Source organism: Mesorhizobium sp. M0040 (genome assembly GCF_040323505.1).
Taxonomy (GTDB): domain Bacteria; phylum Pseudomonadota; class Alphaproteobacteria; order Rhizobiales; family Rhizobiaceae; genus Mesorhizobium.
The window spans coordinates 52,934-75,680 of record NZ_JAMYVA010000016.1 but is presented as its reverse complement, the minus strand read 5'-3'; the positions used below and the strand labels follow the sequence as shown (position 1 = coordinate 75,680).

At 61.2% G+C, this 22,747-nt stretch carries 24 protein-coding genes and 1 tRNA gene; 13 read left to right on the top strand and 12 right to left on the bottom strand.

The annotated features are described in order from the left end of the window. Positions 1-71: 71 nt before the first annotated feature. Positions 72-1,016 carry a metallophosphoesterase family protein gene (locus NKJ91_RS16430; protein WP_352456461.1) on the bottom strand — a complete coding sequence of 315 codons (945 nt, stop codon included), beginning with the start codon at positions 1,014-1,016 and terminating at the stop codon, positions 72-74. 56 nt (positions 1,017-1,072) lie between these two features. Here NKJ91_RS16430 and NKJ91_RS16425 point away from each other — a divergent pair, with 56 nt between their 5' ends. Then, on the top strand, positions 1,073-1,567 hold the full coding sequence (locus NKJ91_RS16425) for an NUDIX domain-containing protein (RefSeq protein ID WP_352456460.1): 495 nt from the start codon (positions 1,073-1,075) through the stop codon (positions 1,565-1,567). Between the two features lie 91 nt (positions 1,568-1,658). Beyond that, positions 1,659-2,132 (top strand): hypothetical protein, encoded by a 474-nt coding sequence (locus NKJ91_RS16420; protein ID WP_352456423.1) that lies wholly within the window; start codon positions 1,659-1,661, stop codon positions 2,130-2,132. Positions 2,133-2,142: 10 nt separating this feature from the next. On the opposite strand, the gene NKJ91_RS16415 is transcribed toward NKJ91_RS16420, so the two are convergent. Continuing rightward, on the bottom strand, positions 2,143-3,132 hold the full coding sequence (locus tag NKJ91_RS16415) for a glutathione S-transferase family protein (protein ID WP_352456422.1): 990 nt from the start codon (positions 3,130-3,132) through the stop codon (positions 2,143-2,145). A 280-nt stretch (positions 3,133-3,412) separates the two neighbouring features. Here NKJ91_RS16415 and NKJ91_RS16410 point away from each other — a divergent pair, with 280 nt between their 5' ends. The 4 genes from NKJ91_RS16410 to NKJ91_RS16395 all read left to right on the top strand — a co-directional run bounded on the left by NKJ91_RS16410 (position 3,413) and on the right by NKJ91_RS16395 (position 6,082). After that, complete coding sequence (locus NKJ91_RS16410) at positions 3,413-3,967, top strand: GNAT family N-acetyltransferase (RefSeq protein ID WP_352456421.1); 555 nt, start codon at positions 3,413-3,415, stop codon at positions 3,965-3,967. A gap of 63 nt (positions 3,968-4,030) precedes the next feature. Further along, positions 4,031-4,792: a 3-hydroxyacyl-CoA dehydrogenase gene (locus NKJ91_RS16405; protein WP_352456420.1), complete on the top strand. Its 762-nt coding sequence runs from the start codon at positions 4,031-4,033 to the stop codon at positions 4,790-4,792. A 16-nt stretch (positions 4,793-4,808) separates the two neighbouring features. Then, complete coding sequence (locus NKJ91_RS16400; protein ID WP_352456419.1) at positions 4,809-5,570, top strand: HugZ family pyridoxamine 5'-phosphate oxidase; 762 nt, start codon at positions 4,809-4,811, stop codon at positions 5,568-5,570. A 173-nt stretch (positions 5,571-5,743) separates the two neighbouring features. Beyond that, positions 5,744-6,082: an ArsR/SmtB family transcription factor gene (locus NKJ91_RS16395; RefSeq protein WP_023679553.1), complete on the top strand. Its 339-nt coding sequence runs from the start codon at positions 5,744-5,746 to the stop codon at positions 6,080-6,082. 72 nt (positions 6,083-6,154) lie between these two features. On the opposite strand, the gene NKJ91_RS16390 is transcribed toward NKJ91_RS16395, so the two are convergent. Next, the gene (locus tag NKJ91_RS16390) at positions 6,155-7,159 is read right to left on the bottom strand and encodes a L,D-transpeptidase (RefSeq protein ID WP_352456418.1); all 1,005 of its coding nucleotides are present in this window, start codon (positions 7,157-7,159) and stop codon (positions 6,155-6,157) included. 312 nt (positions 7,160-7,471) lie between these two features. Here NKJ91_RS16390 and NKJ91_RS16385 point away from each other — a divergent pair, with 312 nt between their 5' ends. Continuing rightward, positions 7,472-8,269, top strand: coding sequence for a TrmH family RNA methyltransferase (locus NKJ91_RS16385; protein ID WP_352456417.1), 798 nt, complete (start codon positions 7,472-7,474; stop codon positions 8,267-8,269). Positions 8,270-8,302: 33 nt separating this feature from the next. On the opposite strand, the gene NKJ91_RS16380 is transcribed toward NKJ91_RS16385, so the two are convergent. After that, positions 8,303-9,466: a coiled-coil domain-containing protein gene (locus tag NKJ91_RS16380; RefSeq protein ID WP_352456416.1), complete on the bottom strand. Its 1,164-nt coding sequence runs from the start codon at positions 9,464-9,466 to the stop codon at positions 8,303-8,305. A gap of 145 nt (positions 9,467-9,611) precedes the next feature. Next, entirely contained in the window at positions 9,612-10,193 is a 582-nt protein-coding gene (locus NKJ91_RS16375; protein WP_023679557.1) for a DUF1134 domain-containing protein, read from the bottom strand. A 339-nt stretch (positions 10,194-10,532) separates the two neighbouring features. Here NKJ91_RS16375 and chpT point away from each other — a divergent pair, with 339 nt between their 5' ends. Then, positions 10,533-11,162: a histidine phosphotransferase ChpT gene (gene chpT / locus NKJ91_RS16370; protein WP_023679558.1), complete on the top strand. Its 630-nt coding sequence runs from the start codon at positions 10,533-10,535 to the stop codon at positions 11,160-11,162. Positions 11,163-11,400: 238 nt separating this feature from the next. Next, entirely contained in the window at positions 11,401-11,769 is a 369-nt protein-coding gene (locus NKJ91_RS16365) for a response regulator (RefSeq protein ID WP_352456415.1), read from the top strand. A 103-nt stretch (positions 11,770-11,872) separates the two neighbouring features. Here NKJ91_RS16365 and ctrA read toward each other — a convergent pair whose 3' ends face one another. Continuing rightward, entirely contained in the window at positions 11,873-12,568 is a 696-nt protein-coding gene (ctrA, locus tag NKJ91_RS16360; RefSeq protein WP_006203583.1) for a response regulator transcription factor CtrA, read from the bottom strand. A 450-nt stretch (positions 12,569-13,018) separates the two neighbouring features. Between ctrA and NKJ91_RS16355 the strand changes: the two genes are divergently transcribed. Next, positions 13,019-13,396, top strand: a complete 378-nt coding sequence (locus tag NKJ91_RS16355; protein WP_023719275.1) for a flagellar export protein FliJ — start codon at positions 13,019-13,021, stop codon at positions 13,394-13,396. Between the two features lie 61 nt (positions 13,397-13,457). On the opposite strand, the gene NKJ91_RS16350 is transcribed toward NKJ91_RS16355, so the two are convergent. Further along, positions 13,458-13,853: a winged helix-turn-helix transcriptional regulator gene (locus tag NKJ91_RS16350; protein WP_352456414.1), complete on the bottom strand. Its 396-nt coding sequence runs from the start codon at positions 13,851-13,853 to the stop codon at positions 13,458-13,460. Between the two features lie 93 nt (positions 13,854-13,946). Here NKJ91_RS16350 and NKJ91_RS16345 point away from each other — a divergent pair, with 93 nt between their 5' ends. Further along, the gene (locus NKJ91_RS16345) at positions 13,947-14,873 is read left to right on the top strand and encodes an NADP-dependent oxidoreductase (RefSeq protein ID WP_352456413.1); all 927 of its coding nucleotides are present in this window, start codon (positions 13,947-13,949) and stop codon (positions 14,871-14,873) included. A 57-nt stretch (positions 14,874-14,930) separates the two neighbouring features. On the opposite strand, the gene sciP is transcribed toward NKJ91_RS16345, so the two are convergent. Beyond that, a complete protein-coding gene (gene sciP / locus NKJ91_RS16340; RefSeq protein WP_023679563.1) occupies positions 14,931-15,206 on the bottom strand; it encodes a CtrA inhibitor SciP in 276 nt (91 codons plus the stop codon). A gap of 261 nt (positions 15,207-15,467) precedes the next feature. On the opposite strand from sciP, the gene mnmA reads away from it, so the two are divergent. Continuing rightward, positions 15,468-16,658, top strand: coding sequence for a tRNA 2-thiouridine(34) synthase MnmA (gene mnmA / locus NKJ91_RS16335; protein ID WP_352456412.1), 1,191 nt, complete (start codon positions 15,468-15,470; stop codon positions 16,656-16,658). A 13-nt stretch (positions 16,659-16,671) separates the two neighbouring features. On the opposite strand, the gene NKJ91_RS16330 is transcribed toward mnmA, so the two are convergent. Further along, a complete protein-coding gene (locus NKJ91_RS16330; RefSeq protein WP_352452922.1) occupies positions 16,672-17,646 on the bottom strand; it encodes a Gfo/Idh/MocA family protein in 975 nt (324 codons plus the stop codon). 236 nt (positions 17,647-17,882) lie between these two features. Here NKJ91_RS16330 and NKJ91_RS16325 point away from each other — a divergent pair. Next, positions 17,883-17,959: transfer RNA gene (locus NKJ91_RS16325), tRNA-Met, on the top strand. On the opposite strand, the gene NKJ91_RS16320 is transcribed toward NKJ91_RS16325, so the two are convergent. The 3 genes from NKJ91_RS16320 to NKJ91_RS16310 form a co-directional block, all read right to left on the bottom strand. Continuing rightward, entirely contained in the window at positions 17,916-19,544 is a 1,629-nt protein-coding gene (locus tag NKJ91_RS16320) for a recombinase family protein (protein WP_352456459.1), read from the bottom strand. The two genes, NKJ91_RS16325 and NKJ91_RS16320, sit on opposite strands and share 44 nt — an antisense overlap. A 644-nt stretch (positions 19,545-20,188) precedes the next feature. Next, the gene (locus NKJ91_RS16315; RefSeq protein WP_352456411.1) at positions 20,189-21,277 is read right to left on the bottom strand and encodes a S41 family peptidase; all 1,089 of its coding nucleotides are present in this window, start codon (positions 21,275-21,277) and stop codon (positions 20,189-20,191) included. Further along, positions 21,261-22,730, bottom strand: coding sequence for a radical SAM/SPASM domain-containing protein (locus NKJ91_RS16310; protein WP_352456410.1), 1,470 nt, complete (start codon positions 22,728-22,730; stop codon positions 21,261-21,263). The genes NKJ91_RS16315 and NKJ91_RS16310 overlap by 17 nt, the downstream gene beginning before the upstream one ends. Between the last annotated feature and the right edge of the window lie 17 nt (positions 22,731-22,747).

Below are 22,747 nucleotides of genomic sequence, written 5' to 3'. Positions count from 1 at the left end.
GTTCAGCGTTCACGGAAACGCTGAACCGCACTATCTCTTTGTTTTGACGCAATTCCGGACGGAAAACCGTTTCACACTTTTCCTGGAATTGTTCTAGCCACCGAGGCCTCGGCTTCGACGCCAAGCTCCAGCGTCTGCAGGTCGCTGGGCGGCAATGCCGGCCCGGTCAGGCCGCGGCGCGTCAGCCTGATCCGCCACTTGTCCTTTTCACCGTCGATGTCGAGCAGATTGTATTGCGCCGGCGCATGCGAACTGCCGGGCGCCTGCCCGGCGGCGGCGACCCCGACCACCGGGATTTTGGTCTTGCGGGCGCCGATGAAGAAGAGCGACGGCACATGCGAATGGCCGTGCAGCACAAGCTCGGCGCCGTGCCGGTGAAGAACCTTGTGGAAGCGCGAGATGCCGAACAGCCGCTTGTTCTGCGAAACGGCGCCGCGCACCGGCGGGTGGTGGATCATGATCACTCGGAACAGGCCCTGCTTGCCCGTGGCGTCGAGCATGCCGCGCAGCCTTTCCGCCTGGCCTTCCAGAAAGAAGCCGTTGGCCATGAAGGGAGCCGTGGCGCGCGCCGTCGAGACGCCGATCAGCGCAACTTCGCCGCGCACCCGCAGATACGGAAAGGTGTTGCGGTCGACCGGCGTATTGACGCCGTCGCCGGTCATCCACGCCGCCCAGGACCGGCAGGTCTTGTCGAAGGCGCCCGGCACATAGGCGTCATGGTTTCCAGGCACCACCGACACGTCGTTGGGCGAGCCCAGCGTCTCCAGCCAGTGCTTGGCCATCTCGAGCTCACCGTCGAGCGCCAGATTGACAAGATCACCGGTGATGGCGAGATGGTCCGGCCCGCTGGCCTTCATGTCGGCGACGATCGTGTCGATGACGGCATCGTGCATGTAGCGGCGGCGGTTGCGCTGCCAATTGACGTAACCGACCACGCGCTTGGAGGCGAGATCGCGATAGGTTACATCGGGAAGCGGCCCCAGATGGACATCGGAAATATGCGCGAGCCTGAACATCTTTTCTTCATAGGCGAGCCGCGCGCGGCTTTCCACTCACGGTTTCGCGGACGATGATGCCGGATCCGGAGCAAGCCCTGCGCCAGACCGGCTGGCCGGGCGTCAGGGCAAGGCTGTTTCACCTGTATTTCGTACTGCGGCGGCCGATGACGCTCGGCGTGCGCGGCTTGATCCACGAACGCCCCTCCAATTCCGTCTTCCTCATCCGCCACACCTATGTCCCGGGCTGGCACCTTCCGGGCGGTGGCGTCGAGTTGGGCGAGACGATGATCGAAGCGCTGACGCGCGAACTGTTCGAGGAAGGCAACATCGCGCTGACCGGACCGCCGGTGTTGAAATCCCTGCATTTCAACCACCGCGCCAGCCGGCGCGACCATGTCGGCCTCTATCTGGTCGAGGAGTTCGACCAGCCAGCACCCAAGCTGCCCGACCGCGAGATCGCCGAAGCCGGCTTCTTCCCGCTCGACCGCTTGCCGGTGGGCACGACACCGGCAACTTTGCGGCGGATTGCCGAGGTTTTTGAGGGGAATTCGGCATCGCCTTACTGGTAGATCATCTCTTCAACAGCTTTGGCTGCGTCGGTATAGACCGGCAGCATCCATTGTTCTCAGAGAGATAAATGCTGAGCGATGAGGAGAAAAAATGCAACACAGCCAAAACGATAGATTTAGAATCGCGCTCTATGTATCACTGTACACGGGAATGTATGTGATAACATTTTCTGTGGCAGCCTTAATTTCTACAATAGTTCTTGCGATAGATCCATATATGTTAGCAAAAATTGGAAGATTTATCCAATTCTCAATACAATTAGTTGCGGCATTCGTGACATATTTCGTTTTTATAAAGCGACATGCTCAGCTTTTTACTCGCACTGAATTCTGGAAAATGGTCGGCTTCTCAACCCTGATAGAAATGATTTTGGGAATGGCTGTGCTTCTGCCGTCGGGATTGTTACGCGCAATCCCGCCCCAGACGTCGGTCCTGGCCGTCATGATCGGCGGCATCGTTGCGTTCCTTGCAACGTCGCTCGGCTACTCCAATCGATTTGGAAATACCATATTGAAAGCTGAACTCGTTAGAAGGGCAAAGATGGACTCCGAAACCTTCCGCTAGGTCGCCGGTCTCACGCAGCCTTCCTGAAGCGCGCGCGGTCGTGCGGCGCGGAATAGTCGAGCTCTGGCCCGACCGGCACGATGCGCGTCGGGTTGATCGTCTCGTGGCTGCCGTAATAATGCGACTTGATGTGGTGCAAATTCACCGTGCCGGCGACGCCCGGCACCTGGTAGAGATCGCGCAGGTAATTCGACAGGTTCGGATAGTCGGCGATGCGGCGCAGATTGCACTTGAAATGGCCGACATAGACCGGGTCGAAGCGGACCAGTGTCGTGAACAGCCGCCAGTCCGCCTCGGTGATGCGGCCGCCGATGAGATAGCGCTGCCTTGACAGACGGTCCTCCAGCATGTCGAGCGCCGAGAACAATTCGCCGAACGCCTCCTCGTAGGCTGCCTGCGTGGTGGCGAAGCCGGCACGGTAGACGCCGTTGTTGACCGCGGGATAGACCAGCGCATTGACCGCATCGATCTCGCCGCGCAACGGTTGCGGATAAAAATCGAGCTTGGCATCGCCCCATTCGTCGAAGGCCGAATTGAGCATGCGGATGATCTCGGAGGATTCGTTGGAAACGATGGTCTGCTCGCGTTTGTCCCACAGCACGGGAACGGTGACCCGGCCCGAATAGCCGGGATCGGCCCTGGTGTAGATCTGGTGCAGGAAATCGAGGCCGTAGAGCGTGTCGCCGGTGGCGCCGTCCTCGGCCAGGAACGTCCAGCCGTCGGCGCCCATGAAATGATGGACGACCGAGACGGAAATCACGTCCTCGAGTTTTTTGAGCACGCGAAAGATCAACGTCCGATGCGCCCACGGGCAGGCGAGCGAGACATAGAGGTGGTAGCGGCCGGGCTCGGCCTTGAAGCCGCGTTTTCGCCCTTCGGCCGACGCGCCGTCGCGGGTCACCCAGTCGCGCCACTGCGACTGCGCGCGCACGAATTTGCCGCCGCTCTCCCCGCTATCGTACCGGCGGTCCTGCCATTGGCCTTCGACTAGCAATCCCATGCAATATCCTTTCGCGTTCCTACCCGATGTAGGGCACCAAGCGGCGCCGCGGAAATCCCCGATGCTGAACAGATCGTCAACGGCTGCGTCGTCGAGTGCGGTCGGCTGCGCCGGCCGATTGCGGCGGCTGAAAATTGGTGCTAGCGGACATCCGCATGTTCGACTTTGCCATGATCCGGTTCGACCGACGACGAAAGAGCGCCCGCGCTTGATGAAGCGCTGACTGGCGAACGCTGCCGCTTGCAGCAAACCTTTCCTCGCATACCGGAACGCAAAGACCATGAGCCTTGCCGACTTGAAATACCTGGCCGACGTGAAATACCTGCCGGAAACTCCGGCGCATGATCCTGAAATCGAAGCCATCAATGACGAGGCCTTCGGGCCGGGCCGTTTCGTGCTTGCCGCCTACAAGATCCGCCAAGGTGGCCCGCATGAGCGGGCTTTGTCCTTCGTGGCTGTCGATGGCGCAATCGTCGTCGCCTCGGTCCGGATGACGCGCATCGCCGCCGGCGCCGGCCGCGCGCTGATGCTCGGGCCGCTCGCCGTGCGGCCGGCCTTCAAAAATCTCGGCATCGGCCGCCGGCTGGTGGCAATCGCGCTGGAAGCCGCCGCCAAGGCCGGCGCGCCGGCGGTGATGCTGGTCGGCGACGAACCCTATTACGGCCCGCTCGGCTTCAAAAGGCTGGCGCGCGGGCAGATCTCGATGCCGCGTCCGGTCGACCCCGACCGGCTTTTGGCGCACGAGATCGTGCCTGGCGCGTTGGCGAGGCTGGCGGGCGAGGTTTGCCACGCCGACCAGGCAAGGGTTGCCGCGCACATCGCCGCGATGGCATGACCGTGCCGGTGCTGTCGCACGGTGGCTTGGCGGCATAGTCTGGGCACGGAGGAGGACGTCGAGATGAACCCGAACGGCCAGATTGCGATCGTCACCGGTGGCGGCTCCGGCCTTGGCGAGGCGACGGCGCGCGCTCTTGCCGCCGGCGGCGCCAGGGTTGCCGTCCTCGATCTCGGTATCGAGCGTGCGGCCAAGGTGGCGGCTGACATCGGCGGCATCGCCGTCCGATGCGATGTGAGCGACGCCGAGAGCGGTGCCGCCGCAGTCGCGGAAGCGGCAGAGACGCTCGGCGCACCGCGCATCCTGGTCAATTGCGCCGGCATCGTTATCGGCATGAAGATGATCGGCAAGGACGGACCGCATCCGCTCGATCAATACCGCAAGGTGATCGAGGTCAATCTGATCGGCACCTTCAACATGATCCGCCTGGTTGCCGACCGGATCGCCAGGCTCGAGCCGCTGCAGGGCGGCGAGCGCGGCGTCATTATCAACACCGCGTCGGTCGCGGCCTATGACGGCCAGATCGGTCAGGCCGCCTATTCCGCCTCCAAGGCCGGTGTCGTCGGTATGACGCTGCCGGTGGCGCGCGATCTCGCCCGCTCCGGCATTCGCGTCTGCACCATCGCCCCCGGCATCTTCAGGACGCCGATGATGGCCGGCATGCCGCAGGAGGTGCAGGATTCGCTCGGCGCCGCTGTGCCCTTCCCTTCCCGTTTGGGCGAGCCTTCGGAATACGCGGCACTTGCCTTGCACATCATCGAGAACCAGATGCTCAACGGCGAGACCATTCGCCTCGACGGCGCCATCCGCATGGCGCCGAAATAAATGCGACGGTGATGCCTTGGACGAACCCAGGAAAGACGTGATCCGCGCGACCGATACCGAGGCGATCAGGCTGGCAAAGACGCTGATCCGCAGCGCCCGTTTCGGCGCGTTGGCAGTGCTCGAACCAGGAACCGGTTCGCCGCTGGCCAGCCGGGTCGGCGTCGCCACAGACATCGACGGCACGCCATTGATCCTGGTATCGATGCTGTCCGCCCATACCGGCGCCATCCTTGCCGACCCGCGCTGCTCGTTGCTCGTCGGCCAACCCGGCAAGGGCGATCCGCTGGCGCATCCGCGATTGACGCTCGTCTGCCGCGCCGTGCGGCTCGAACGCAGATCGAACGAACACGCCCGCGCCGAGCGGCGCTACCTCAACCGCAACGCCGAGGCAAAACTCTATGCCGGGCTCGGCGACTTCTCGATCTTCCGGCTCGAACCGGAGCGCGCCAGCCTGAACGGCGGCTTCGGCAAGGCCTATCTGCTCGACCGCACCGATCTGGTCGCGACGGGAGCGATCGTCGAAGAGCTTGCCGCCGGGGAGCAATCGGCGCTCGACCACATGAACGCCGACCATCTCGATGCGATTGCCCTCTACGCAAGTCATTTCGGCGGGGCCGAGAGTGACGGCTGGATCGTCACCGGGTTCGACGCCGACGGGATGGATCTCGTATCGGGCGACAATGTCTGTCGGGTTTTCTTCCCCGAGCCGCTGAGAGCGGCGCGCGACCTCAGGCCTGTCCTGGTCGACATGGCCAAGGCCGCCCGATCGGCAAAATAATCACAGCCGCACGGTTAATCGGCTTGCATGGAAAGCAAGCCTTGAGATTTGAGCGAAATGTTCTACCTTTGCGAGTGACGCTGAATCGCTGGCGTGCATCTATAGGGAAAGTCTATGGAATCCGACGCTATTGCCCCCATAGCGGCGGATGAGCAAGAAGGCATGGGGGATCTATGGTCTCGAACAAACTAGTCGCCAACGCCGGAACCGCGGCTGCGTTTCTGACGCTGATGGGCAACGAAAAACGTTTGTTGATCATGAGCTATCTAGCCGAGGGCGAGATGTCGGTCGGCGCCATAGCCGAGAAGGTGTCGCTCAGCCAATCCGCCCTGTCACAGCATCTGGCCAAGCTGAGGGCTTCCGACCTTGTCGAGACCCGCCGCGACCGGCAAATGATCTATTATTCCTGCAAGTCCGCGGCGGTGCGCGAATTGCTGCACATGCTGGACGGCATTTTCGGCGAAGGTGAACTGTCGCAGATGGCTCACCGGCTGCGTCGCGCCGGGACCTGAGCGGCCGAGGCGGAGAACGCCCCGCCAAATCCGCTTTGCTGCCAAGTCCGCCTTGCTGCCAAGTCAGCCTTGCTACTGAACGCGCTCGTCGGCGGCCTGCGCAATCTCGTCCTTGAACTCGACCTTCGTGCCCGGCTGCACCATCGAGGCAAGGTCTTCGGCATCCCAATTGGTCAACCGGATGCAGCCATGCGAAAAGGTGGTGCCGATCTTGCCCGGTTCGGGCGCGCCGTGGATGCCATAGCTTTCGATTGAGAGATCTATCCAGATCGATCCCACGGGATTGTTCGGCCCGGCAGCGATGGTGAAGGGCCGCTTGGTCTTGACCCCCTTGAAAGCGAAGTCCGGATCGTAGTGATAGGTAGGGTTGTGCACCACGCGCCTGACCTCCGCCATGCCGCTTGGCGCCGGCTTCTCGTCGCTCCCAATCGAGGCGGGGTAGACCGCCAGCCATTTGCCGGCACGGTCGAGCACACGCACCAGGCGGGCGCCCTTGTCGACCTCGACGGCGGCAACGCCGGCGGGAGGGTCGCCCCTGCTGACACCAGGCACCACCAAGGTCCTGCCTGGTTTCCTGAGGCTGGTGCCCGGATTGAGCATTCGCAGCAATTGTTCGCTGACGTGGAAGCGCTCAGCCAACCGCTCCACCGCATTGCGGTAGCCGAGCCGCCGCAAGCGGGCCATTCTCTCCAAGCGGGCCGGAATACGCCGGGTGAACGGTCCACGCACATCCTTGCGCATCACCTCATAGGTCACCAGCACCGGCTTGGCGGAGGTTGTGATGAGTTTGCTCCAGGTTTGTGGACTGAGCTTGCCATCGGGCGGAAGTCCGTTTGCCGCCTGAAACGCGGCGACGGCTTTGGCGAAATTCTGGGAAAGGCGACCGTCGATGAGGCCCGGCGAGAAGCGGGCGCGATCCAGAAGGATCTGCGCCTTCAGCAGCATCGGATCGACACCCTTCGGTTCGCCGATAGTGAATTGGGCCTGATTGACGGTGGCTGGATCGAGCTTGGCCGCGCGAGCCACGCCGCATGCGAGGGCAAGCGTGGCGGCAAAGACGAGGAGGAGCCTGATCATCGATGTCCTCCCAGGACCGCAGCAGGAGCCCGCCTCTATGACGCGGCATGGCCCTGTGTGGTTCCTTCGCCCATCGAAATTCTGCATTGAAGCGGCTTGCCGACGAGCCGTGCCGCGGGAATCAATATCCTTGTCGCCAAAGCCCAGGCAGATTCCATCCTGGCCCGGCGCCCAGTGATTGGATTTGACCGTTAGAACGGCGTGCATCCATTTGGACGCTGAGATACGGTCTGAACTCCTTCGGATCGGGCATCGTGCCTTCCGAAACCGAATCCCGATTCGCGGCCGACGCCAGGGTCCGCCGAGGAAGCCATGAATCCGATCCGCATAGACGACCCGCAGGATCCTCGCGTCGCCGCCTATCTCGACATCCGGGAGCGAGATCTTGCCGGCCGGCAAGGCCGTTTCGTCGCCGAAGGCAAGGTGGTGCTCGACACGCTGCTTGCCGCCCGGCGCTTCGAGGCAGAATCGGTGCTGGTGCTCGAGAACCGGCTTGCCGGCCTCGATGACGTCCTGCGCAAGGCGCCTGCCGGGCTTCCGATCTATGTCGCATCCGGCGAAGTCATGGACAGGATCGCCGGATTCCACATGCATCGCGGCATATTGGCGATCGGCCGCAAGGGCGCGGCCGTCTCCGCCGAAGCTTTGCTCGGCGCACTGCCCGCCCGCGCGCTGATCGTGGTGCTGGTCGGCATCGCCAATCATGACAATATAGGATCGATCTTCCGCAATGCCGCCGCCTTTGGCGCGGATGCCGTGCTTCTCGATCCGACCTGCTGCGATCCGCTGTACCGCAAGGCAATCCGCGTCTCGGTCGGCGCCGCCTTGAAAATTCCCTTCGCCTGCTTTGCCGACGCCGCCGCCTGCACCGCCATGCTCGACCGGCAAGGCTTCAGCCAATTCGCCCTGTCGCCGCGCGGGCAGACCGACATTCGCGATGCCAAGACAAACGAACGGCTGGCGCTCTATCTCGGCACTGAGGGCGAAGGCCTGCCGGAAAGCCTGCTTGCCCGCCTGCAGACGCTGCGGATCGGTATGGCGCAAGATTTCGACAGCCTGAACGTCGCCGCCGCGTCAGCCATCGCACTTCATCATTTTTCCGGAATTTGAGAGTCGGGCATTTTGCGGCCAAGTGGCGGCATCTCAGTCGGTCGAAGCGGCCTTCTGCAGCGCCCGCACCCGATCGGCAAGGCTGCGTCCGCCGCTCCCCGGCCGCGGATCCTCAGGCGCTGCAAGCGCCCGGGCGATCGGTGAATCCGGCCCGTCGAGCTTTGCCGTCAAGGCCACGACTTGCGCCGCCAGATCGTTCATCTCTTCGCGCAATGCGGCGCTGGCGCTGCCGGTATCGTCTCCGGCCTGTGATTTCGACGTTTCGACGGCAGCAAGATCTGTCTTCAGCCGCCTGTTCTCGCGTGCCAGCGATGTCAGCCTGGCCTCCAGCCGCTCGCGGTCGGCATCGAGCTTGGCGGTTGTCTTTTCGATGTCGCCGTTGGCGGCCACATTAACCTGACTGCCTGGCACGCCGGCAAGACCCACCGCAAGCGTCCTTTCAGCGCCTTTCGGCTTTTCGCGAAGGCGCACCAGTTCCTTCTCGCGGCGCTCGAGCCTGTCCTCGCGATCGGCCAGCGAGGCGAGCAGGCGTTCGACCTTCTTTTCCAGGTCGCCGGTTCTTTTCTTCTCGGCCTTCAACGCGTCCCGCAAAACCTTGCTTTCGGCTGCCAATTCCTGGCTGCGCCTGTCCGCCTCCTTGCGCTGGCCGCGCAGCAGCGAAATGTCGCTCGCCAGCTTCTGCAGCTCGGATTCGCGCGCCACAAGTTCGATCTGCCGGCTGCTGGATGAAAAACTGGCGTCGTCATACATGTGCTCCAGTTTCCGCAGTTCGAGCCCGCGCTTTTCGAGGGCGCGCTCGGTCTCCGCAAGCCGTTCCGACAGCTGCTGCAGCTGCTCATCGCGCTTGCGAAGCTCCTCGCCCCTGGCTGTAAGATCGGCGACGACCCGGTTCTTGTCCTGTCGCTCGGCCGCCAATTCCTTCAGGGCTTCGCGGTCGCGGCCGATCTCGACCAGCTGTTCGGCGGCTTTCTCGCGCAATGATTTGACGGTCATTTCAAGCCGGCGCACCGAAACGGCGAACTCGGCGCGAATGCGATCCTTGTCCGCCTGGATCTCGGCCAGCGTCAACGGCATCGAGCCCTCGACGCGCTTGCGCGTCAGCGCCACCGCCCGCCGCCACACGGCCGGAGCAATCATCAGCGCCAGAAAGCCGGCGCAGAGAAAGCCGAGAACAAAGAACAGGATCGACTGGACCAAGATGACTATCCGTTGTGCATGGCAACCGCCAAAGGTCGACTTTGCCATCTTCGCATGACGGAAATCCGGCGCCACGGCAAGAGTATGCCGCGGCAAAGCTCAGACCGTGGCATCACAGGTCCAATCGCAGTGGCCGTCATGCAGGTCAGAACGGATTCCAGGTCGCGCGCTGGGTGAGCTTGAGGTAGCCGAGATTGACGCCGAGACGGGCGCCGACGCCGGTACGGATCGGCACGAGCAGCACATTGTTGTTCTTCAGCACGTTGAAGCCGACGCCGGCGACGACATAGGCGGAGCCGGCGACGCCGCCAAAACGATTATAGAGGCTGCTCACATCGTCGAGATTGTAGACCAGCATCATGACGCGCGAGCCCTCGCCGCCGAAATCCCAGCCGAGCGAAGGGCCTTGCCAGAACACTTTGTGATCGCCGGCATTCTTGGTGTAGAGCGTGCCTTCGCCATAGGTCAGGCCACCGATCAGCGCCCCGGACCCCTCTTCGCCGAGCAGATAGCCGTTCGGCAGGCCATAGGTGGCGAAAATCTTCTCGACGACGGTGGCGAGCCCGCCCGACGTCGCGCCGAAGAATTTATGACCGGAATCGACGATCTCCTGCGCGGTGTATTCCTGCGCCCGCGCGGCCGATGCCGAAAAGGCGACAAGGCCGATGAGGGCGATCGTCATTGAGATGACACGGAAAAAAGTCCGGTCGTAGAATCGGGAAACCATGCTTCCAATCTCCGTCAGGGAGCACTTTCGCCGACGCCTCGCACCCGTACGGCTCTTTGGCGGCCGTTAAGGATGACTGTTAGGGGCAAACTATGCCGTAATCCTTTTTCAACCATTAAACTCCCACATGAAGATGGCGGTTCGAAGGCTGTTTCACATCGCCCGCGCAGCACCTTGCTGCGTGAACACGCCATTTTCGACAATCCTAATTTCGGATTTGTTGCTGCACGCACAAGCGCTGTGTATTCAGAATGCTTGGGAGAGAGCGTGATTCGTGTGGACAGGCGTGATCATGATCGCCCGGTCATTGTGTTGTGAAATTTGCAGGGATTTTTGCCGATGGCCGAGCTTTTCACCCTTTCCGCACCCGATCTGGCCGCGCTGCTGTGCAGCCGGGTCTGCCACGACATCATTTCGCCGGTCGGCGCCATAAACAACGGGCTTGAGCTGCTCGACGAAGGCGGCGCCGACGAAGACGCCATGAAGCTGATCCGCCAAAGCGCCAAAAACGCCTCCGCTCGCCTGCAATTCGCCCGCATCGCCTTCGGCGCCGCCGGTTCCGCCGGCATGCTGATCGACACCGGGGACGCCGAGGCCGTGGCCATCGCCTTCCTGAAGAACGAGAAGCCGGAACTGATCTGGAACGGAACCCGCGCATTGTTGCCCAAGAACAAGGTCAAGCTGCTGCTCAATCTCATCCTCGTCGCTAACGCCGCCATTCCGCGCGGCGGCAGGCTGGTGGTCACGCTGGAGAACCTCGAGACCGAGCCGCGCTTTGCGCTCGCGGCGAGCGGCCCGATGCTGCGCGTGCCGCCCAAATTCCTGGAATTGCATTCCGGCCACAGGCCGGAAGAGCCGATCGACGCGCATTCGGTGCAGCCCTATTACACGCTGCTCCTGGCCCGCGAAGCCAACATGACGATTTCGATCCATGCGACCGCCGACGAGATCGTCCTTTCTGCAGTCTGAAGTTCTGCTAAGACCCGGGAAAGTATTTTCTCCAAATCATATTTACGGCGTGGTCTTAACATCTGTGAGACGCGCTTGCAGATTGATTGCGTGAAGCATTGCGAAAGAAGATTTCGCTAAAAAACACCTTCAGGAAAATTTTACCTAACGGCTTTTCGGCTTCTTTACCAGATCGGCCTATGTTCCCCGGCAGATGCCACGACGCTGCCGGTTCGCCAAACGGCAAGAGGGTCCCGGAATGAAACGCTGCATGTTCGTCGACAATTCGAGCGTCATCAGGAAGGTTGCAAGGCGTATCCTGGGCGGTTCCGGCATGATGGTGATCGAAGCCGCCAGCGGCCGTGAGGCGATCGAGATGTGCGCGGTCGACATGCCTGATATCATCGTCGCCGACGGCGCCTTGCCGGACATGCAGGCGCAGGACCTCATCCGCCGCGTGCGCGCCATGGAAAGCCCGGTAGTGCCGCAGGTTTTGATTTCGCTGGTCGAGGTCGACGTCGGGGCGATCATGCGGGCAAAGCGCGCCGGCGCCCAGGGCTACCTGCTGAAGCCGTTCAACCGGCCGCAACTGCTCGAGTGTTTCCGCGCCTTGAAGATTGCCGCCTGATCAGAGCCTGTTCCATTCCGACGAAAATCGGATGAGCTCTATCTCGTTGTTTTACCAGGTTCTTTCCGAAAAACGGCGCCCATTTTGGGATCATGCCCTCAGTTCAGGCGCTGACCCGGATATCTTCAGGCTCACGCAGCACATAGCCGCGGCCCCAGACGGTCTCGATGTAATTCTGCCCGCCAGACGCGGCGTCGAGCTTCTTGCGTAGCTTGCAGATGAAGACGTCGATGATCTTCAGCTCCGGCTCATCCATGCCGCCATAGAGATGGTTGAGGAACATTTCCTTGGTCAGCGTGGTGCCCTTGCGCAGCGAGAGCAGTTCCAGCATCTGATATTCCTTGCCGGTCAGATGGACGCGCTGGCCACCGACTTCAACGGTCTTGGCATCGAGATTGACCACCAGGTCGCCGGTGGTGATGACCGACTGGGCATGGCCCTTGGAACGCCGCACGATGGCATGGATGCGGGCGACCAGTTCGTCCTTGTGGAAGGGCTTGGTCATGTAATCGTCGGCGCCGAAGCCGAGGCCGCGCACTTTGTCCTCGATGCCGGCCATGCCGGAGAGGATGAGGATCGGCGTCTTCACCTTGGAAAGGCGGAGTGTTCTCAACACTTCGTAGCCCGACATGTCGGGGAGATTGAGGTCGAGGAGAATGATGTCGTAATCATAAAGCTTGCCTAGATCGACACCCTCTTCACCAAGGTCGGTCGTATAGACATTGAAACTTTCCGATTTCAGCATCAGCTCGATGCTTTGTGCGGTTGCACTGTCGTCTTCTATCAGCAGAACGCGCATTTCATTCCCCTTTTCTGCTGCCGGACCATTTCACGACCCGTCCAGGACCGGAGCAGTGATTGCCTGAGCAGAGGCTGCCATCGAATGGTTAATAAAACCTAATTCCCCGTCCATGACGGTATCAGATTTTTTAACCCCTTTCTACACCTTGTTGAATCCAATAATGAATCACAGACCAAAACCGTTAATGCAGCACATTAATAAGCCAGACTAAGTGACTCTCCGGACTCGTTGGCCAGGTTTCCCGACGAGAAGCAGAATTTTTACCCGCCCTTAAGTCCTGAGCCGTATGATTAACAATGCCCGTAAACGAATGGTTACCGCCGGCAAAAAACTTTAGGAGTTTGTTTCCCATAGTTCGGGGAAAGCCGGTGGAAACGGGTCAGGCCTGGGCCTTGCCGGGTGAATTGGACGATATGTGCAGGTGTGCGTTTCCGGGAGTACCGAATCATGAAGTCACGTGAAAACCTCGTTCGGCTGAAGCAATTTCAGGTGAGCGAGAAGCGGCGGCAGCTGCTGCAGCTCGACATGATGATCGCCGAATTCGAGCGCATGGCCGTCGAGCTGGAACTTCAGATCGCCGCCGAAGAGAAGAAGGCCGGCATCACCGACATCAATCATTTTGCTTATCCGACCTTCGCCAAGGCGGCACGTTTACGCCGCGACAACCTTAGAAATTCGCAAAGCGACCTCGCCCAGCAGCGAAATGTCGCCGAATCATTGTTGAGCGAAGCCGAAGCGGAGCTTTCCAAGGCCGAGATGCTGGAATCGCGCGACACCAAGGCGCGCGACACGGAAGCCGGCGGCCGCAGCGCCATGATCGGCTGAAAACAAGATTTTAACGCACGTCGCGCTTGCGCGCTATTGCTGCGCACCGAACTGTGCCGCCTCAGGCATCCAGATCTTCTTGCTGTTCCGCCGCCCGTGCGCGCGCATTTTTGATGTCGGGCACATGCTGCTCCGACCAGGCTCTGATCTGATCGAGCAGTCCTGCCAGGTTCTGGCCGAGTTCGGTCAGCTCGTATTCGACCCGCGGTGGAATGACCGGGAAGATTTCGCGCCGCACAAGGCCGTCGCGTTCGAGGATGCGCAGCGTCTGCGTCAGCATTTTCGGCGTGACGCCTTCGAGCTTGCGCGCCAGTTCGCCGTTGCGAAGCCGGCCGCGGCGCAACGCACAGATCACCAGGTGGACCCATTTGCTGGCGAGCGTCTCGAGCACGGCGTGTGACGGGCACGACCGCCGAAAGGCGTCATAGCCGAAAGGGGAAACATCTTCACTATCCATGAGGTGCGTATATATCAAAAAGGTACATACTAGACAAGAGAATGTAACTATCCAAATGATAGTGGCACATCAAAACCAGCAGGAGAGCCTTCCATGCGTGCCATTATCCAGAATTCCTTCGGCGGACCCGACGTCCTCGTCATTGCCGATCGCCCCGCGCCATCACCCGAGACCGGCGAAGTGCTCGTCCGCATCGAGGCGGCCGGCATCAATCCGGTCGATGGTGCGGTGCGCGGCGGCCACTATCCGCTGCTCGGCGAGCCGCCTTTTGTCCTTGGCTGGGACGTTTCGGGAGTTGTCGAGGCGCTGGGCTCCGGCGTCTCCGGCCTCAAGGTCGGCGATGCCGTGTTCGGCATGACGCGCTTTCCCAAACAGGCGGCAGCCTACGCCGAACTCGCCGCTGTCCCGGCTGATGAGCTTGCGCCGAAACCTGAAGGCATAGATCACGCGCAAGCCGCCGCGCTGCCGCTGGCCGGCCTGACGGCCTGGCAAGGCCTTGTCCGCCATGGCCGGCTCGATTCTGGCAAGCGCGTGCTGATCCACGCCGGAGCCGGCGGCGTCGGCCATCTGGCGGTGCAGATCGCCAAGGCGCACGGCGCTTACGTCGTCGCGACCGCCAGCCCGGAAAAGCTCGATTTCGTCCGCTCGCTCGGCGCCGACGAGGTGATCGACTACACAAGGGATGATTTCACCGGGAAGGCCCGCGACATCGATCTGGTTCTGGACCCGTTCGGCGGCGTGCATGCGGAGCAATCACTGAAAGTGCTCACGGCCGGCGGCGTGCTGGTGTCGCTGCTCGATGTCAGCGATGCCACCAAGGCAAAGGCCAGGACGCGAGGCATCCGCGTCGAGCGCATGTCCGTAGTGCCCGACCGTGCCGCTCTGGTGGAGCTCGGCAAATTGATCGACGCGAAAAAGCTGGCCGTCCACGTGGCAAAGGCGTTTCCGCTCGAACAGGCCGGTGCCGCCCATGCCTTTCTCGCCACCAGGCCGATCGGCAAGGTGGTGCTGACGGTCTGAAATTGCAGATCGTCGCCCCTCGCAAACATAAGGGCGCTGATCAGCGCCCTTATCGGCCTAATGCCGGTATTGCTGGATGCGCGTGGTGCGCAGGCCGGCAAGGCCGTATTCGTCGATCGACGCTTGCCAGGACAGGAATTCCTCGGTGGTGAGCTTGTAGCGCTGGCATGCCTCTTCGAGGCTCAAAAGCCCGCCACGCACCGCCGCCACCACTTCCGCCTTGCGCCGGATAACCCAGCGACGTGTGTTTGTCGGCGGCAGATCGGCGATGGTAAGTGGGCTGCCGTCTGGCCCGATAACATATTTGACTCGCGGTCTAATTAGATCGGTCATCGTACTCTCTACAAAAAACTCAAAGACCCAATCCCCACCACATTACCGCCACAGCTTTAAAATTTGCCTAAGCAGACCCTAATGGTTAGGTAAGGATCATGAACGCGGCGTTAGCCTTTTCATCGGCATTTGAAACATCTGCCGGCAAGCGCATTGAACCCGGCAGGAAAAATGAGCCGGCCCGGCAAAGCTGGCGCAGCCGAGACGCTTGACCTATATTCCGGCCATTGGCATTGAAGCGCCGCGCAGAACGAAAGAACCATGAACAGCCTCGATCTTCCCGGACGCCCCGAAAACACCCGCGTCGTCGTCGCCATGTCGGGCGGTGTCGATTCGTCGGTCGTTGCCGGCCTCCTGAAGCGCGAGGGCTACGACGTCGTCGGCGTCACGCTGCAGCTTTATGACCACGGCGCGGCAACGCACCGGGCCGGCTCATGCTGCGCCGGCCAGGACATCGACGATGCCCGCCGCGTCTCCGAGACGCTCGCCATCCCGCATTACGTCCTCGATTACGAGGAGCGCTTCCGCAAGGCGGTGATCGACCCGTTCGCCGAGAGCTATGTCGCCGGCGAAACTCCGATCCCTTGCGTTTCCTGCAATCAGACGGTGAAATTCGCCGACCTTCTTGCGACCGCCAAGGAACTCGGCGCCGACGCGCTGGCGACCGGCCACTACATCCGTTCCGGCGCCAATGGCGCCCACCGCGCGCTTTACCGGCCGGTCGACGCCGACCGCGACCAGAGCTACTTCCTGTTCGCCACCACCCAGGCGCAGATCGACTATCTGCGTTTTCCGCTCGGCGGCCTGTCGAAGCCTGAGGTTCGCGCCATCGCCGAGGAGATGGGACTGACGGTTGCGGCCAAGCAGGACAGCCAGGACATCTGCTTCGTGCCGCAGGGCAAGTATTCCGACATCATCGCCAAGCTAAAGCCGGCTGCCGCCAATCCGGGCGACATCGTCCATATAGACGGGCGCGTGCTTGGCCGCCACGAGGGCATTTTGCGCTACACCGTCGGTCAGCGCCGCGGCATCGGCATCGCCTCGGGCGAGCCGCTCTACGTCGTTCATCTCGACGCCGACCGGGCCCGCGTCGTCGTCGGCCCGCGCGAGGCGCTGGAGACCCACAAGATCTTCTTGCGCAACATGAACTGGCTGGGCGATGGCCCGCTGACCGCTATCCCGGCGGCCGGGCTTGAGCTTTTCGCCAAGGTGCGCTCGACGCGGCCGCCGCGCCCGGCCGTGCTGCATCACCGCGCCGGTGTCACTTCGGTGGAACTGGTCGACGGCGAATCCGGCATCGCGCCCGGTCAGGCTTGCGTGCTCTATTCCGACGATGGCAACGAGGCGCGCGTGTTCGGCGGCGGCTTCATCGAGCGCTCCGAGCGCGGCGCCGAGGCCGAGGCGATGCTGACGCGGCTTGCCGTCCAGCCGGCGCGGGTTCCCGCCGAATAGACGGCGTTTTCTCTTAGGGCCTTGTATGGGCGGGCCTTGTATGGGCGACGGTGCCGGCGGTCAGGATGCGCAGCACGCGGATGGCCTCCTCGCCGCTGGTGCGCGGTTCGGCCCGCGTCTCGATGCAGTGGATGAAATGCTCCAGCTCGCGCGTCAGCGGCATACCCTCACCGACCGCGACATAGGACGGCTCGTTGGCGGTGAACGCCCATTGGCCGCTGTCCTGCCACACCGCGTGGCGATAGACGGCAAGCTTGCGCTCCCACGGCTCGACATCGTCGAACACCGCCATCGCCTTGGTGCCGACAACGGTCAGCCGCCGTTCGCGGTAAGGGTTGAGCCGCGAGGCGAACAGATGGCCGCGCAGGCCGTTGGGAAAGCGCATGTGCAGATGCGCAAAGTCGCTGAGATTGTCGAGGAGAGCAGCGCCTTCGCCGCGCACTTCGACCGGTTCGGTGCCGGTGATGGCCAGGATCATCGACAGATCGTGCGGCGCCAGATCCCATAGCGCGTCGTTTTCGGTGTGGAACTTGCCGAGGCCGAGCCGATGCGAATGGATGTAGCGGACTTCGCCGAGTTCGCCATTGTCGATCAGCGCCTTCAGCGTCTCGAAGGCGGGATGAAAGCGCAGCACGTGGCCGACCATGAAGACACGGCCATTATCGGCGGCCGCCTGCACCGAGCGTTCGGCATCGGCCACCGTCAGCGCGATCGGCTTCTCCACCAGCACGTCCTTGCCGCCGAGCACGGCGCGCACCGCCATGTCGGCATGGAACTGCGGCGGCAGCGCCATGACAATCGCGTCGACATCGTCGCGGGCAAACAGCGCCTCCGGCTCTATCGCCAGGCAATCCTGCTCGCTGGCAAAACCCTCCGCACGCGCGGGGTTGACGTCCGAAACCGCATGCAGCGCGCCGAGCGCCTTTAGGGTGCGGATGTGGTTGCTGCCCCAGTATCCGCAACCGAGGACTGCAATGCGCGGTTTCATCAATTCATGACCATGGCTTTCGTGGCCGAGACATAGCGACGTGCCTCGCTGAACTCAACCCCGGCCTGTGCGCCCAAATGTCTGCCCGGCAAAGCTTTAGGCGCCAGCAATATGCCGGCGCGGCAGCCACTTCGATGCTTGACAGGCTTGGCCTCGCAACCTTATATCCGCGCGACCTTGGCGAACGCGCCGATATGCCTGCCGATTTAAGCTGGATTTCGGGCCTTCGCCGCCTTGGCGGGGTAGCTCAGTTGGTTAGAGCACGGGAATCATAATCCTGGGGTCGGGGGTTCAAGTCCCTCTCCCGCTACCACCATTCCCCCCGCTCCTTTGACGCCGTGGGGGAAGGCACCCTCGCCCAAGAGTGCCCTTAGCCGCCCAGCGATTTCGACTTCGACCCCGCCGATCCTCGATGGATCTCGTAACACTGTGACGGTCTCGATCAAGTCTCGCATCGCCTCTGCAGATTCGGAATCGCCAGTAGCAATGCCCTTGGCAAGCCCTGTCTGAAGCTGGTTCAGTTGTTCCTCGTAGCGTGCCAGCACCGCAGGATGCAGCGCGATCACTCCGGCCGCGGCGGGCACCCGATCCAACTCTGCCAAAATGCACTTACGCTCTTCATTCAGCGTTGTTGATTGCGGTCCTAGTACGGCTGGGTCGCCGTGGCCCTTGGCAATGGCGTTGACCAGCCGCTCGATCTCCCGAGATAGTTCTCCAAGCCGTCGCTCCAAACGAGTGCGCCTAGCATCGGTGTCGGCTGCCAAGCGCTTCCGTTCTTCGTGGTACGTCTGGACGTAGTGGGCAATCACTTCAGGATGGCGCAACTCGGCGGTAAGCCCGTTCAAAACTGCAGTTTCGACCGTATCCAAATAAAAGGTCTTAGGATCAGGGCATGTTCCACTTTCCGTCGCGGCGGAACAGCGGATGCGAATGCGCTTGGACTTGTCCATGCCTTTTGACGACATTCCCGCACCACAGGCACCGCACCTCAGAAGCCCCGCCAACATATGCCGTGGTCGGCGCTGATGGCTTGGATGGGTGGTTGCGCGCGCCTTCTTCCGCGCGTGTGCTGCGTCGAACAGGTCGGACGAAACAATGGCAAGATCGGGTACTTCGACTATTCGCCATTCACCCTTGGCATTCGGACGCGAGACACGTTTCCCCGTATCAGGATCCTTGATCATTCTGACCCTGTTCCAGATCAAGCGGCCAGCATAAAGCTCATTATGAAGCAGCCCCGTCCCTCTCTGCGCATTTCCATTGATAGTAGAGGCATTCCAGGTTCGACCACGAGGCGGCGGTATGCAGTCTCTATTTAGATTGTGCGCGATATCACGCGGGGTCTGTCCATCGACATACTCCCTGAAGATACGACGCACGATGTCCGCTTCCTCCCCGGCGATCAGTCGCTTCCCAGGGTCGCCCAGCACGTAGGAGTAGCCGTAGGTCAATCCACCGGCATGGAGCCCCTTGCTGACTCGGCCGGCCTGACCCCGACGGACTTTGTGAGCGATGTCCTCTCGATAGAGTTGCCCAACAAGACCGCGAAGCCCGACCAAGACTGTGTTCACCACGCCCTCGTGGACAGCACGAATTTCGATGCCAAGAAATGAAAGGCGTTTGTGAATGCCGGCAAGGTCTTCCATGTCACGCGAGAGCCGATCAAGGGCCTCCACAACGAGAACATCAAATTTGTGCTCACGAGCTTTGTCCATGAGGTGGAGCAAACCATCACGCCCCAAGACCGAACCGCCGGAGCGGGCTCGATCGTCGAACGTTGCGACAACGTCCAATCCCTCACGCTCAGCGTACGTTCGGCATAACGCGAGTTGATCGTCTATCGATCGCTCATTCTGGAGGTCGGTTGAGAAGCGTGCGTAGATCGCGGTTCGATTCATGATGAGTTTTCTCGGCCTGTTCACGCTCGTGATCTTCGCGGGCCGCTTGGCGCGCAAGTGCGTTTGCAAGGCGCAGAATCGCTCTGTCAGGCGCTCGGAGCAAGGCCCTTTTTTTGGATTTCACAACCATTGCGGGTAGCGCTCGCTACGGCTCGGCTGTGCTCCTGTGGAAAATAGGAATCCAGAGGATGCGTGGGCTCCTTTAATCCTGCCGAGATCATCTTGGTCCATGTCTCCCAAGATGTGCACATGCGGGAGATGAGAGAAGCCATCAAATCGATCGGTCGCAGAAAGGGATAGCAAGGCGTGCTTTTCGGAAATCCGCGAGCCTGATCGGTTGCCTCCGTTCAGCCTTGTTGGCAAAAAACGCAGGTTCAAATCGCGAACACGCAACCACCGATACCGACATTCACCGATCGTGGCGATTTGACAACGTTGGCGGACCCAGAGGACGTATTAAGAGCATTGATTTTTATTGAGTTTTTCGTGGGCAAAAATCAGAAGTCTTCCCGCATCATTCCGTATCGTTTCGCCTTGATCGCCGTCGCAAGAGCCGCACCAAGCCGCCTGCGAGAATGGCGCCGACAGTCGGACTTGGTCGTCACTGTCGCTCCGGGATCCGCAAGTAGTCGAAGAGCGGAGACTCAGCAGCGATTGAGCGTAAGTCCGGTTTGCAGCACTGGGTCGGTCCCCGCAGCGTAGTCGAGCGGCGTCTCGACGAAGATATCCGGTTTGATCCCCTCACCTTCGAGGACAGCGCCGTCAACCTCAACCCGATGGGTGGCGACCAGCAACAACGATCGGTCGGAGAGGAGAAATGGCCGCGCCGCTGCTACCGCGCCCGCCGTTCTGCTTCCGATGACGATTGCGCCATTCCTCTGGAGCGCAAATGCGAGTACTTCGTTGCCGCTGCGGGTCGTGCCGTCTACGAGCAGGACGACAGGCTTCCGCCAATGCGGATTGACCCTGATGACGCCCCCCCTTCGGGCACGCAGGTTCAGTTCGGGTGATCGTCCAATGAAGAACTCGGCGAAATCCGGGGATGCGCCGCCGACGCCATCACGCAGGTCAAGAACCAGCCTTTGACAATCGGAAAGTTGATTGATCGCTGCATCCGTCACCAATCGCCAATGCCGCCTCCCTGCCAGGCTCCACGGTCGAATATAGCCAACAGACGTCCCATCGGGCGCACGGAGTTTTTGGGTATTGGCTCGGGTCGAACGCATCAGGTCCGTGCCGGGCCTGATTTGTTGAACTTTGGCAGTCAGCTGCCTCTTTTCTCCCTCAGCCGTTCGTCGAATTTCGAGTACGCATTCACGACCTTCCAATCCCGCAAATGGCATGATTGGCGCATAAGGCGCGCCATTCACAGCAATCAGTTCATCACCAAGCAGCACGCCGGCACGCGTGGCCGCGCTGTTGGGCATGATCGATGATGCGAACCAACGGTCCTCAAGACCCTTCCGGGGAAGAAGGCCAATCCCCGGATAGTGGACACCCCCCGAAAATGCTCGCCTGACTTTTCTCGCAAATTCGGCTATTCCGGAGTAGGCGTCCAAGAGATGGAAATAGTCGATTTCATCAGGTTTCAGAAGCTGCGTGTGCGAACTGCCGATATCGGCTAGCTGCTCGCTGAGCCGGGAGGGATCAACTGCATTGATCCAAGCTTCGAGTGAATCCGGGTCGACGTAATGCTCTCGGAGCAGAGCCACAATCTCAACAGTGACGTCCATCAACGCTGTCGTTCGACGTTCTAAATTGCAGGCTTTCGCTGAATTCCGCCAATGCCGGTGGCGATGCGAACCCGGCCGCTTTCGCAATGAGACGCGGGAGATTGCTCCTCCAGTACCGTCCCTGTTCGCGCAATGCATGCTGGTCCTGTTCGAGATGCTTTTTTGGACAACCGCCCCAACATATCGGGAGGAACGAACAGGATGAGCAAGTTGGCTGTTTGGTGGGATCAAAGCTTTGCCACCATTCCGAGTCATTAGGTCTCTGCGGTCGGTCAACTGGCTGGACCGACGGCGAGACATTCTTGTTGTGCAGACTTCCGACCGCTCGACCTTGCTCGCCAACCTGCAGCCCGCAACGATAAATCGAGCCCTCCGCGCCCAGCACTGCTGAGTGATTGGCTAGAGCCGCGCAGACGGACGTCTTCGGATAAGGGAAGCCGTCAGGTATCTCCGACTCCTCAACGGCAGCGACTCCGCTCAGCTTCTTGCGCACCTTCTCCCGCGCGTCGTCGAACTCGGCAATTGTGAGTTCCAGCCGACGCATGAAGCTCGAAGAATGCGAGTACGCTGCGAGCCTGGCCGGTTGGAAAACGGCAGGAAAGTCCGCGTCGAACCAGCCGCGGTCGCGTGCAAAGTCGAGGAAGGGCAGCATGTCCTCGAGATTTTCACGATCTGTATTGTAGCGTACATCGACGCGAACGCATTTGACTAGGCGATCAACAAGCGCAACAGCGCGTTCGAAAGAGCTTAGCTCCTCGCCCTCCTCTTTCTGACGATGCAAACGGCGATAGCGACGGCGCTTGTCATGATGGGCCTTCAGTCCGTCGAAGGAAATTTGCACCTGTCGGACGCGGTGGCGAGCGATGAATTTCTCGACATCATCGGGCCACAGGCTTCCATTGCTGATGATTGAGGCCACGTATGTTATTCCGTTGGCAGCACAAGCCTCCTGCAAAGCCATTGAGGCAGTCTCAATAAACTCGGGATTGAGCAGAGGCTCGCCCCCGTACCAGTCGACGTGCAAGGCGGGGCGCCGACTGGCGGCAACACGTTCAAGGGCGAGCGTTACAAGGCTGTTCACGTCGTCCGTTTTTAGCCGAGAGGCACTGCGTTCCTCATAGCAATAGTAGCAGGCCAGATTGCAGTCCATTGTGGTCGTGATCGTGATCACGACCGGGGCCTCTCCACGGGCGCGCCAGAAGCGCTCGCGTATCTCAGTAATCTCGTCGTTGGCCTGGGCCACCAAATATCCTCCGCTTCGAAGGCGAGACAGGAGATCCGGCGAGAATTCGTCCCCCGAGAGTCTCAGCCCCGGCTGCAGAAGAACTGCGCCAAGCTCGATCGCATCGCGGCCTTCCAGCACCATAAGCCCACCGGTGAGGGTGTTGAAAAGTGCTGTGCTCGCACCATCATCATGGACAACGAAATTGTAGCGTGAGGGCGCGAGCGCCATTGGCGTGGTCTCCGCAT